This window comes from Mesorhizobium sp. M1365 (assembly GCF_040317865.1).
Taxonomy (GTDB): Bacteria; Pseudomonadota; Alphaproteobacteria; order Rhizobiales; family Rhizobiaceae; genus Mesorhizobium.
Genome location: NZ_JAMYLG010000008.1, coordinates 127355 through 139793 on the forward strand (window position 1 = coordinate 127355; position 12439 = coordinate 139793).

A 12439-nucleotide genomic window follows, 5' to 3' on the forward strand; every position below is an offset into this window, starting at 1 on the left:
GGCTGTGCCCAGAGCACCAGCCACGCGCTGCTACGCCGCCTTCTCCACCAGCCGCGCCAGCTGCGTCATGACAACCGCTGAGCCAGCCAGCCGCTTCTCGGGCGTCGCCCAGTCACGGCTGAAGACGACGCTCTGGTCGGGTCGGATCTTGGCCAGCGAGCCCTGTTCGCCGATGAGCTTGACCAGCCCGACCGGATTGGGGAATTCCCGCTTGCGGAAATGGACGACGACACCTTTCGGCCCGGCGTCGAGCTTCTCCACGTTGGCCTTGCGGCAAAGCGCCTTGATGAAGACGATCTTCAACAGATGCTTTACCTCTTCCGGCAACGGTCCGAACCGGTCGATCAGCTCGGCGCCGAAAGCATCGATCTCTTCCGTATTTTCGAGATCGCCAAGACGGCGATAGAGCGCCAGCCTGAGCTGCAGATCCGGGACGTAGCTTTCCGGGATCATCACCGCCGTGCCGACGGCGATCTGCGGCGACCAGCCGCCGTCCTGCACCTCGCCGGAATCCTTCACTTCGGCCACCGCCTCCTCCAGCATCTGCTGGTAGAGCTCGAAGCCGACCTCCTTGATGTGGCCCGACTGCTCTTCGCCAAGCAGATTGCCGGCGCCGCGGATGTCGAGGTCGTGGCTGGCCAGCTGGAAACCGGCGCCTAGCGTATCGAGCGATTGCAGCACTTTCAGCCGACGCTCGGCTGTATCGGTTAGCTTGCGGTTGGCGGGCAGAGTGAACAGCGCATAGGCGCGCACCTTCGAACGGCCGACGCGGCCACGCAACTGATAGAGCTGAGACAGGCCGAACATGTCGGCGCGGTGTACGATCAGCGTATTGGCGGTCGGTATATCGAGGCCGGATTCGACGATGGTGGTCGACAAAAGCACATCGTACTGGCCGTCATAAAAGGCATTCATGATATCGTCGAGCTCGCCGGGCGGCATCTGGCCGTGGGCCACCGCCACTTTCAGCTCAGGCACGGATTCGCGCAGGAAATCATGGATTTCCGTGAGATCGCTGATACGCGGTACGACGTAGAAGGAATGGCCGCCACGGTAGCGCTCGCGCAGCAGCGTCTCGCGGATGACCAGCGGATCGAAAGGGGAGATGAAGGTACGCACGGCCATGCGATCGACCGGCGGCGTGGCGATCAGCGACAGCTCACGCACCCCGGTCAAGGCAAGCTGAAGCGTTCGCGGGATCGGCGTCGCCGACAGCGTCAGAACGTGGACGTCGGTCTTGAGATCCTTCAGCCGCTCCTTGTGCTTGACGCCGAAATGCTGCTCCTCGTCGATGATCAGCAGGCCGAGATTCTTGAACGAGATCGAGGAGCCGAGCAGCGCGTGCGTGCCGATGACAATGTCGACTTGGCCTTCGGCGACGCCCTTCTTGGTCTCGGCCAGTTCCTTGGCGCCGACCAGCCGCGAGGCCTGGGCGACGCGGATCGGCAGGCCGGAGAAGCGCTGCGAGAAGGTCTTGAAATGCTGGCGCGACAACAATGTCGTCGGCACCACCACCGCGACCTGAAAGCCTTCCATCGCCGCGATGAAGGCGGCACGAAGCGCGACTTCGGTCTTGCCGAAGCCGACATCGCCGCAGATCAGCCGATCCATCGGCTTTCCAGCGCCCAGATCACCCATGACCGAATCGATTGCCGTTTGCTGGTCGTCGGTTTCTTCATAGGGGAAACGCGCCGCAAACTCGCCATAGAGGCCTTCCGCCGGCACCAGCGCCGGTGCGGCCCGCATTTGTCGCTCGGCGGCGATGCGGATCAGCTCCCCGGCCATGTCGAGCAGACGTTTCTTCAGCCGTGCCTTGCGCGATTGCCAGGCGCCGCCGCCAAGCTTGTCGAGCGTCGCCTCGGCCGAATCCGAGCCATAGCGCGACAGCAGCTCGATGTTTTCCACCGGCAAGAACAGCCGATCGTCGCCGGCATAGTGGATTTCAAGGCAATCGTGCGGCGCACCGACCGCCTCGATGGTGCGCAGCCCGATGAAGCGGCCAATGCCATGGTCGGCATGCACGACGATATCGCCTGAAGACAATGCCGAAGCCTCGGCGATGACGTCGGACGCGCGCTTCTTGCGCTTCGAGCGCCGGATCAGCCGGTCGCCGAGAATGTCCTGCTCTGCGACGACGACCAGTTTCTCGGTCTCGAAGCCGGATTCGAGCGGCAGCACGGCCAGGGCCGCCTGCCCTGGCTCAAGCCTTTCGGCTTCGGCAAGCGTCGCCACCGGCTCCAGATTGCCAAGGTGATGCTCGACCAGGATCTGGCCGAGCCGGTCGAGCGAACCTTCAGTCCAGCCGGCGACGACGACACGGCGGCGTGTAGCGCGCTCGTCGGAAATGTGTTTGACGACGACGTCGAAGACGTTGGCGTTAGGGTCGGCGCGTTCCTCGACGAAGCTGCGGCCATGGCGCGAGCCGGCATGGAACACCTTTTTCGCACCGGCATCGGGCGCGTCGAAGGAGGTGAAGTCGATCGCTTCGCGCGGACCAAGCGAGGCAATCAGGTTCTCGGGCGACAGATAAAGCTGATCCGGCGACACCGGCTTGTAGGGCACGGCATCCTTCAAGGCGCCGTCGGCCTGTTTTTTTCGCGCCTCGTAATGATCGAGGATCAGAGTGTGGCGCTCGGCCAGTGCCTCATGCGCCAGATGATCAAACACCACGGGCGCATCCGGCAGGTAATCGAACACGGTTTCCAGCCGCTCATAGAAGAACGGCAGCCAGTGCTCCATGCCGGCAAACCGCCTGCCCTCGCTGACCGCCGCATAGAGCCCATCGTCGCGGGAGGGCGCGCCAAAGGCTTCGATGTAGGCGCGGCGGAAGCGGCTGATGGTTTCCGGCGTCAGCGCCACCTCGCTCATCGCCTGCAGCGCCATCGATTTGCGTTGGCCGATGGTGCGCTGGGTTGCGGTGTCGAAGACGCGGATCGATTCCAGCGTATCGCCGAAGAAATCGAGGCGCAGTGCCTCCGTCCAGCCGGGCGCGAAGAGATCGAGAATGCCGCCGCGCACCGCAAATTCGCCGATGCCGCGCACCGTCGGCACCCGCTCGAAGCCGGAAGTCTCCAGCCGTGACACCAGCGCGTTCATGTCGATCTGGTTGCCGGGCTTGGCGTGAAAGGTCTGCGCCTCGACGAGTTCCGCCGGCGGAATGCGTTGAAGCAAGGCATTCGCGGTGGTGAGAATGACGGCGCGGTGCGGCTTCTTCGCCAGCGCGATCATCGCTGCCAGCGCATCGAGCCGCCTTGCGGCGGCGTCGGCGCCGGGCGAGACGCGGTCGTAAGGCAGGCAGTCCCAGGCCGGCAGTTCCAGCACCGGCAGGCCCGGCGCGGCAAAGGCAAGCGCCTCGACGATCGCCGGCAGGCGCTGGCCGTCGCGCGCCACGAACAGCACCGGCTTGTCAGGGGCGATCTCGTGCGCAGCCTGCACCAGCGCAAAGGCTTCGTAGCCGTCGGCGACGCCATCGACGATGAACTGGCCGGCGCGGCCTTTCGGCAGACCGATCGTAGGGATAAGGCTCATGGCTACACGTTGTTCAGAAGGTCATCTCCCGGCGCGAAGCCAGGATTTTTTGCAGGACGGTACAGTCGATATCCGCCGGAACCGGGCGTTCGCCAGTGACGAGAGGCAGGAATTCGGTGTCGGGAATGTCGAGGAGCCTCTCATATTGGTCGATTTCGTCGCCGGTCAAGGCGCCGATCTCGGCATCGGCGAAGCTGCCGAGTATAAGGTCCATCTCGCGCATGCCGCGGTGCCACGAACGAAACAGAAGCTTGCGGCGGCGGGCATCGAGGCCCTCGCTTGATCGTTTCGTTCCGGTCATCTTGCAATATCCTTGCCCAGGCGGCGCATATAGCGTGGATAGAAGGCGGTGTCAGCCTTGCGCGACAGTCGCCGCAACATAAGCTGACATCATGCGTCCCTCCCTCCTCGATCCGCTGTTTGTCCCGATCACCTCGCTTGCCGGGGTCGGGCCAAAAGTTGGCGCCCTGATCGAAAAAGTCGTAGCAGCCGACCTCGGCGACCGGGCCGCGCGCGCCGGGGATCTCTTGTTCGTGCTGCCGCATACTGTCATCGACCGCCGCAACCGGCCTGGCATCGCCGGCTCGGCGGAAGGCGCCATCGTTACGCTCGACGTCCGCATCGACCGCCACCAGCCGCCGCCACGCGGCAACAGGTCGGTCCCGTACCGGGTCTACGCCCATGACGACACCGGCGAGATCGCGCTGACCTTCTTCCATGCCCATGCCGCCTATCTCGAAAAAGCAATGCCCGTAGGCGAGCATGTCGTCGTCTCCGGCCGCATGGAATGGTTCAACGGCCGCCCGACCATGGTTCACCCCGACCATATCGCACTTGCCGGTGACGCGGAAAACCTGCCGCTGGTCGAGCCGGTCTATCCGCTGACCGCCGGGCTCTCGGGCAAGGTGCTGCGCCGGGCCATCGGCCAGGCGCTGGCCCGCCTGCCGGTGCTACCCGAATGGCAGGACGGTGAGTTCCGGCGCCGCCATGCCTTTCCTGCTTTCAGCGATGCGCTCAACCGCATCCACAATCCTGCCGACCCGATCGACGTCTCTGTCGACGGCGCAGCGTGGCGGCGCCTTGCCTATGACGAGTTCTTGGCCGGCCAGGTATCGCTGGCGCTGGTGCGGGCCAAGGTCCGCCGATTATCTGGCCGGCCATTGGTCGGCGACGGCCGCATAGTCGAACAACTGCGCGTGGCACTCCCCTATTCGCTGACCATGTCGCAGGAAATGGCGCTTGCCGAAATCAACGCCGATCTCGGTGACCCCGAACGCATGCTGCGCCTTTTGCAGGGCGATGTCGGCTCCGGCAAGACGGTGGTCGCGCTGCTTGCCATGGCGCGTGCCGTCGAGGCCGGCGGCCAGGCGGCATTGATGGCGCCGACCGAAATCCTGGCGCGCCAGCATCTGGCAACAATTGCGCCGTTGGCGGAACGGGCCGGCCTGCGTGTCGCCGTCCTCACAGGTCGCGAAAAGGGCCGCGAGCGTGCCGACACGCTGACCGGGCTGGCCAATGGTGACATCGACATCGTCGTCGGCACCCATGCGCTGTTCCAGGAAACGGTGACGTTCCGTGACCTCGTGTTCGCCGTCGTCGACGAGCAGCACCGTTTCGGCGTCCATCAGCGCCTTGCCATTACCGCCAAGGGCGATGCGCCCGACATGCTGGTGATGACAGCAACGCCGATACCGCGGACGCTGGTGCTGACTGCATTCGGCGACATGGATGTGTCGAAGCTGACGGAAAAGCCGGCCGGCCGCCAGCCGATCCGCACCGTCACCTTGCCGCTTGAACGGCTCGACGAACTGATCGGACGCATGCTCGACGCCGTCGCCGATGGCCAGAAAATCTACTGGATCTGTCCGCTGATCGAGGAATCCGAGGAGATCAAGCTGATGTCGGCCGAGGACCGTTTTGCCTCGCTGAAGCCGCTGTTCGGCGACCGCATCGGCCTGGTGCACGGCCGCATGAAAGGCACCGACAAAGACGAGGCGATGCGCGCCTTCAAGCAGGGCGACACCCGTATCCTGATCGCCACCACCGTCATCGAGGTCGGCGTCGATGTGCCTGATGCGACGATCATGGTCATCGAGCATGCCGAGCGTTTTGGCCTCGCCCAGTTGCACCAATTGCGTGGCCGGGTCGGGCGTGGCGACAAGCCTTCATCCTGTGTGCTGCTCTACAAGGACCCGCTCGGCGAGACGGCAAAACGCCGTTTGTCGGTGATGCGCGAGACCGAGGACGGCTTCCGTATCGCCGAAGAGGATCTGAAGCTGCGCGGCGAAGGCGAGTTGCTCGGCACTCGCCAGTCTGGCACGCCGGGCTTCCAGGTGGCGCGCATCGAGGTGCATGCCGACCTGCTCGAGGCCGCTCGCGACGATGCGCGGCTGATCCTGTCGCGCGATCCGGAACTGCAGTCCGAACGCGGCACGGCGCTGCGCCTGTTGCTCTATCTGTTCGGCCGCGACGAGGCCGTGCGGCTCCTGCGTGCCGGCTGAGGCATCGTGTCGAGCGGAGGATTGGCAAGCGCGCCGTGGATATGCTCGCCGTTCACCGTCACCATTTTGACAGCTGGCGCCACCAGGCCGGCCGACACGATCAGCTTGGCTCCGTCCTCGATTGTCATGTCGAGCAGCACAATGTCGGATTTCGGCACATACATCAGAAAGCCGGTCGTCGGGTTGGGCGTACACGGCATGAACACGGCAATCAGCGGATCGCCTTCCCGGTCGAGCTTCTGGTTGATCTCGGTTTCCTTCTCGCTGGCGACGAAGACAAGCGACCAGACCCCTTTGCGCGGATATTCGACCAACCCGACCTGCCGGAACATGTCGCCCTTGTTCGACAGCACTGTCTCGAAAATCTGCTTCAGCGAACGGTAGATGCCGCGCACCAGCGGCATGCGGCCAAGCAGGCGCTCGCCGAAGTTGACGATGGCGCGGCCAACGATATTTGCAGTCATAAAGCCGATGAAGGTGATGAGGATCAGGGCAACGATCAGCCCAAAACCCGGCACTGGAAACGGCAGGTACGTGTCCGGATTGTAGCGTACCGGAATGTAGGGTTTCACCCAGGAATCGACCCAGCCGATCAGCGACCAGGCAATGTAGGCGGTAATCGCCAGCGGCGCGCAAACGACGAAGCCGGTCAGGAAATAGTTTCTCAGCCGGGTCATGCCTGAGGTCTTGAGAGCATCCGACATGGTTCACCGCAGCGTGTGTTTGCAGCGCGACACTACTGAACCCCAAGGCGCTTTGGAATGGCGAAGTTTTTAAAAGATCAACTATGCCGCGGCTTCCAGCGGTTCGATCTTCTCGAGCTCCGGTGCGAGTTTCTTCGCCTCGGTTTCAAGTTCATAAGCCTGCTGAAAATTCATCCAGAATTCCGGCGTGGTGTTGAAGAACCTGGCGAGGCGAAGCGCGGTATCAGGAGTCAGGCCGATCTCTTCCTTGGCAATGCGTTCGATACGGGTACGAGGAAGATTGAGCTTCTTCGCCAACGCACCGGCACTCATACCGAGCGGGACGAGATATTCCTCGCGCAGGAACTCTCCGGGGTGAATTGGACGTACGAACTTGAGCATGGTTCAGAGACCTCAAGGGTTTAGGGCAAGTGCGCGCTCAATGGTAGTCGACGATCTTCACCTCTTCGGCGCCAGCGTTGGTCCATTTGAAGCAGATACGCCATTGGTCGTTGATACGAATTGAATGCTGCCCAGCTCTGCTCCCTTTCAGGGCTTCAAGGCGATTTCCGGGTGGCGATCGAAGGTCGACCAATTGTGCGGCGTTTTCGATCGCTCGAAGACGACGTTCGCCACGGGCAACCAGATCCGGTGGAAAACCTTTCGGAGTCTTCCCCTCGGCAACCGCTTCCACCGCTTTGCCTTTGAACGAAACGATCAACTTCTGCCCTCGTCTTGTATCATACATTGATACAAGACAGGGTGCAAGAAATACGTATCAATAACTGATACTAAATTGTCGCTGGACCCTATCGGCAGCCGTTTGGAAACCGATCATTCCACCGTTACCGATTTCGCCAGATTGCGCGGCTGGTCGACATCCGTGCCCATGAACACGGCGGTGAAATAGGCGAGCATCTGGATCGGCAGTGCGTAGATGATCGGCGAGATGATTTCCGGCACGTCCGGCAAAACGATCGTCTCCATCGTCTTCACCGTGGCGTGCGCGGCGCCCTTGCTGTCGGTGATCAGGATGATCTTGCCGCCGCGCGCCGCCACCTCCTGCATGTTCGAGACGGTCTTTTCGAAGATACGGTCATGCGGGGCGATGACGATGACGGGCATGTTCTCGTCGATCAGCGCGATCGGGCCGTGTTTCAACTCGCCGGCGGCATAGCCTTCGGCGTGGATATAGGAAATTTCCTTGAGCTTCAGCGCGCCTTCCAGGGCCAGCGGAAAATTGGTGTCGCGGCCGAGATAAAGCACGTTCTTGTAGTGCGAGAGGTCGCGCGCGATCTTTTCGATCTGCCCGTCGAGCTTTAGCACCTGGTTGGCATAACGCGGCGCTTCCGACAGCTCGCGTATCAGCGTTTTCTCCTGCTCCTGCGAAATCGTTCCGCGCGCCACGCCGGCCCGCACCGCCAGCGAGGCCAGCACGGAAAGCTGGCAGGTGAACGCCTTGGTCGAGGCGACGCCGATCTCCGGGCCGGCCAATGTCGGCAGGATGACGTCGGATTCGCGCGCCATGGTCGATTCGCGCACATTGACGACCGCGCCGATCTTCATGCCGGCCTTGCGGCAGTAGCGCAGCGACGCCAGCGTATCGGCGGTCTCACCCGATTGCGAGATGAAGAAAGCGGCATCGTTCTTCGACAGCGGCATCTCGCGATAGCGGAACTCCGAAGCGACATCGATGTCGACCGGCAGCCGCGCATAGCGCTCGAACCAGTATTTGCTGATCAGCCCGGCGAGATAGGCGGTGCCGCAGGCCGAGATCGCCAGCCGGTCGATCTTGGCGAAATCGAACGGCAGGTCGAGCGGCTTCGAGACGCCGCTGATGAAATCAACATAATGCGCCAGCGTGTGCGAGATCACTTCCGGCTGCTCATGGATTTCCTTTTCCATGAAATGGCGGCGGTTGCCTTTGTCGACCATGAAGCTCGTGCTGAGCGACTGTTGGCGTTTGCGGTCGACCTTGTTGCCGCCCATGTCGAAGATATCGACCTCGTTGCGGCGCACCACCGCCCAGTCGCCGTCTTCCAGATAGGTGATCGAATTGGTGAAAGGGGCAAGCGCAATGGCGTCGGAGCCAAGGAACATCTGGCCGTCGCCATGACCGACCGCGAGCGGCGGGCCATTGCGCGCGCCGACGATCAGATCCTCGTCGCCCTTGAACATGATGGCGAGCGCAAAGGCGCCTTCCAGCCGCTTCAGCGCCTTGTGCGCCGCCTCAACCGGCTTCAGCCCCCTGGCCAGTTCGCGCGCCACCAGATGCGCGACGACTTCGGTATCGGTCTGCGAGGTGAAGCTGTAGCCGTCGCGCATCAGCTCGTCGCGCAATTCGGCGAAATTCTCGATGATGCCGTTATGGACGATGGCGACGCCGTCGGAAAAATGCGGATGCGCATTACTCTCGTTCGGAACGCCATGCGTGGCCCAGCGCGTGTGGCCGATGCCGATCATGCCGTCGAGCGGTTCGTCCTTCAGCAGGCGCTCGAGATTGACCAGCTTGCCCTCGGCGCGGCGGCGGTCAAGCCTGCCGTGCTCGATCGTGGCGACGCCGGCCGAGTCATAGCCGCGATATTCGAGCCTTTTCAGCGCATCGACGATAAGCGGCGCGACCGGCGAGTCACCGACAATTCCAACGATACCGCACATGGCGCTTGCCCCCGATTCCGACCTCAAACCCGGCGCTATTTAGAGACTGCCGGGCTGCCGCGAAAAATCACATTCCATTTCGTCCGGTATCAGCCGGACTATCCTGCACAGATGCACCATGACAGGGCGCACTTGCAATCCGGTTACTGCAATTGCTCAGTTTCTCCGCTTATGTATCCTATCTCGGCTCAACGGCTCCAGAAATCAGTCAAAGACATGATGCGGCTATGAACGAACGAATTGACACGGTGACGCTTTGGCGTCCGGTTGGTCCCCGCGAACTGGCGTTGATCCAGAGGGCAGGGATGCGCGCCTTTCCTCCTCGACCTGCTGATCAGCCGATCTTCTATCCGGTTACCAGCGAGGCCTATGCCACCCAGATCGCCCGAGACTGGAACGTGCCCGCGAGCGGATCAGGTTTCGTGACGCGTTTCGAGGTGCGTCGCAGCTTTCTGGACCGTTACAGCGTCCAGCATGCCGGCAGCCGGGCGCATCTGGAATACTGGATCCCGGCCGAAGACCTGTCGGCCTTCAACGATGCAATCGTTGGCGAAATCCAGCTTGTCGCCGAGTTCCGCTAGTCTACCCTTTTTTGCGGGCCGCCGCGGCCTGAGAAAAACGCTCTCGCAACTCCTTGCCCTTGCCGGGTAGAGTCCGCTGGCGGGCGCGGCCGAAAGCCAGCGCATCGTCGGGTACGCTTTCGGTAATGACGCTGCCCGAGGCGATGTAGCCGCCCTTGCCGATCGACACCGGCGCCACCAGCGAGGAGTTCGAGCCTATGAAGGCGCCCTCGCCGATATCGGTGAAGAATTTCGAATAGCCGTCATAATTGCAGGTGATGGTGCCGGCGCCGATATTGGCGCCGGCACCGATGCGGGCATCGCCGATATAGGTCAGATGGTTGACCTTCGCGCCCTCCTCGACGATCGCCTGCTTGACCTCGCAGAAATTGCCGACCTTGGCCTTGGTTCTCAGATCGGCCCCGGGCCGCAGCCGCGCGAACGGCCCGACATCGCAATTCGACGCGATGGTGGCGCCTTCGATATGGCTGAAGGCATGGATCTTGGCCCCCGTCGCGATTTTCACGCCCGGCCCGAACCAGACATTGGGTTCGACGACCGTATCGGCGCCGATCTCGGTGTCGTGCGAGAAGAACACAGTTTCGGGCGCGATCAGCGTAACGCCAGAAAGCATCGCCTCGCGCCGCCGGCGCTGCTGCCAGATACCTTCCGCCTGGGCAAGCTCGGCACGGTTGTTGATGCCGAGCGCGTTCTCGAAACTGGCTTCGGTGGCGACGACATCAAGTCCCTGCGCAGCGGCGATCTCGACGATGTCGGTGAGATAATACTCGCCCTTGGCGTTCTTGCTGCCGACTTGATCGAGCAGCTTCAGCGCGTGCCTGCCGGCGACCGCCATCAGCCCGCCATTGCAGAAGGTGATCTTTTTCTCCTCGTCCGAGCAGTCCTTCTCCTCGCGGATGGCCACGAGCTTGCCGGCCTTTTCGATAAGCCGGCCGTAGCCCGAAGGATTTTCCGTACGGAAGCCGACCACGACGACGGCCGCACCTTCCGCCAGCTTCAGCCTCGCCGCCGCGAGCGCTTCCGGATCGATCAACGGCGTGTCGCCAAACATCACCAAGATATCGTCATAACCTTTTGATATTGCTGCACGTGCGGCAAGCACGGCGTGCGCGGTGCCGAGACGTTTTTCCTGAACGAAAGCCTCGGCCTTCGGCGCAAACTTGAGTGCAGCCTTGCGCATCTCATCGGCGCCATGGCCGATCACCAGCGCCAATTCGCCGCTGCCGGCGGCTTCGGCCGCCTTGACGACATGGGCAACCATCGGCAGGCCCGCGATTGTGTGCAGCACTTTCGGCACTGCACTCTTCATGCGCGTGCCTTCACCGGCGGCGAGGATGATGGACAGGCAGGATCTCTGGCTCATGGGGACAGCAACCGTTGAAAGGGGTCTGGAATCGAAGCGTTAGTAGCACCGGCGCCATGCTGCACCAATGCGGTTAAATTCCGGTGAGACGGTGGAACCTCCAACCCGCGACACGCTCAAGCCGATCGGCTCAGGCGGCTTCCGCCTCGTTGCGTGATGCGAAGCTGGGGGCTCGGCCACGGCCGTATTGCCGTGGCGAACAGTTCATGACCCGCTTGAAGGCTGTGCTGAAGGCGCTTTCGGATTCGTAGCCGAGCGAAAGCGCTATGACGGCGACGGGATCGCTGGAATTCGTCAGCCGGTCGCCAGCCAGCAGCATTCGCCAGCGCGTCAAATAGTCCATCGGCGACGCGCCAACCGTCTCCTTGAATCTGAGCGCAAAGGTCGATCGCGACATGCCGGCCCGTTCCGCCAGTTCCTGTAGCGTCCAGCCATGCGCCGGATCGTCATGCATGGCGCTGATCGCCGCGCCGATCTGTTTGTCCGCGAGGGCAAAGAGCCAGCCGATGCCACCTTTCAATCCTTCCGAAAGATGCAGCCGCAGCGCCTGAACCAGCATCATGTGGGCGAGGTGCTGGATCATCAGAAAGCCGCCCGGCTGCGGCTCGCGCAGCTCCTGCATCATCCGCTCCACAGACCAGCGCAGCGCCGACTGGTCCGACTCTTTGCGGATATGCACAATGGCTGGCAGCATCCGCAACAGCATGCCGGCATGATTGCCGCCAAGCGCGAAGCGGCTGCTGACCAGAAAGAAATCACCACCGCCATTGTGGGTCACGACACCGCCGGCTCGCGCAGGCGGAAAAATCTTGACGGCTTCAACAGGCGTCAAGCTCATGTCGCTTGCAAGGCGGAAAGGCCGTCCACTCGGCAGCAGGAAGCAGTCTCCCGTCTCAAGGCGCACTGCGTCAGCAACGCCCTCCACAGACAGCCAGCACCGGCCGGAGACCACCGCTCCGGTCTTGATGCTTTGCTGCTGGTCGGGGAACTGGATCGACCATTCACCACCAGCATCGAAACCGGCCGACATATAGTTTCGCGGCTTCAGCAGCGAGAGCACATCTGAAAGGGGATCCACAGGTCATTCCGGACGATTGCGAAGATAATACGGACTTTACCGCATAG

10 protein-coding genes are annotated in these 12439 nt (G+C 62.4%); 2 read left to right on the forward strand and 8 right to left on the reverse strand.

Going from position 1 to position 12439, the window contains the following annotated elements; all coding sequences use genetic code 11:
* Positions 1-30: 30 nt before the first annotated feature.
* Both mfd and NKH04_RS12620 read right to left on the reverse strand, forming a co-directional pair.
* Positions 31-3528, reverse strand: coding sequence for a transcription-repair coupling factor (gene mfd, locus NKH04_RS12615; protein WP_352770309.1), 3498 nt, complete (start codon positions 3526-3528; stop codon positions 31-33).
* A gap of 13 nt (positions 3529-3541) precedes the next feature.
* Complete coding sequence (locus NKH04_RS12620) at positions 3542-3829, reverse strand: FAD assembly factor SdhE (RefSeq protein ID WP_352471754.1); 288 nt, start codon at positions 3827-3829, stop codon at positions 3542-3544.
* 91 nt (positions 3830-3920) lie between these two features.
* Between NKH04_RS12620 and recG the strand changes: the two genes are divergently transcribed.
* Positions 3921-6029 (forward strand): ATP-dependent DNA helicase RecG, encoded by a 2109-nt coding sequence (recG, locus tag NKH04_RS12625; RefSeq protein ID WP_352471755.1) that lies wholly within the window; start codon positions 3921-3923, stop codon positions 6027-6029.
* On the opposite strand, the gene NKH04_RS12630 is transcribed toward recG, so the two are convergent.
* From NKH04_RS12630 to glmS, 4 genes are all read right to left on the reverse strand, one after another.
* On the reverse strand, positions 5981-6733 hold the full coding sequence (locus tag NKH04_RS12630; RefSeq protein ID WP_352471756.1) for a DUF502 domain-containing protein: 753 nt from the start codon (positions 6731-6733) through the stop codon (positions 5981-5983). The two genes, recG and NKH04_RS12630, sit on opposite strands and share 49 nt — an antisense overlap.
* An 81-nt stretch (positions 6734-6814) precedes the next feature.
* Positions 6815-7114, reverse strand: a complete 300-nt coding sequence (locus NKH04_RS12635) for a HigA family addiction module antitoxin (protein ID WP_031212869.1) — start codon at positions 7112-7114, stop codon at positions 6815-6817.
* 37 nt (positions 7115-7151) lie between these two features.
* Complete coding sequence (locus tag NKH04_RS12640) at positions 7152-7433, reverse strand: type II toxin-antitoxin system RelE/ParE family toxin (RefSeq protein ID WP_352471757.1); 282 nt, start codon at positions 7431-7433, stop codon at positions 7152-7154.
* A gap of 113 nt (positions 7434-7546) precedes the next feature.
* Positions 7547-9370, reverse strand: coding sequence for a glutamine--fructose-6-phosphate transaminase (isomerizing) (glmS, locus tag NKH04_RS12645; protein WP_352971194.1), 1824 nt, complete (start codon positions 9368-9370; stop codon positions 7547-7549).
* A gap of 227 nt (positions 9371-9597) precedes the next feature.
* Here glmS and NKH04_RS12650 point away from each other — a divergent pair, with 227 nt between their 5' ends.
* Positions 9598-9951, forward strand: a complete 354-nt coding sequence (locus NKH04_RS12650; RefSeq protein ID WP_352971191.1) for an ADP-ribosylation/crystallin J1 — start codon at positions 9598-9600, stop codon at positions 9949-9951.
* A gap of 1 nt (position 9952) precedes the next feature.
* Here the strand turns inward: NKH04_RS12650 and glmU are convergent, their stop codons facing one another.
* Positions 9953-11314 (reverse strand): bifunctional UDP-N-acetylglucosamine diphosphorylase/glucosamine-1-phosphate N-acetyltransferase GlmU, encoded by a 1362-nt coding sequence (glmU, locus tag NKH04_RS12655; RefSeq protein WP_352502465.1) that lies wholly within the window; start codon positions 11312-11314, stop codon positions 9953-9955.
* A 130-nt stretch (positions 11315-11444) separates the two neighbouring features.
* Entirely contained in the window at positions 11445-12392 is a 948-nt protein-coding gene (locus NKH04_RS12660) for an AraC family transcriptional regulator (protein ID WP_352502464.1), read from the reverse strand.
* Positions 12393-12439 lie beyond the last annotated feature (47 nt).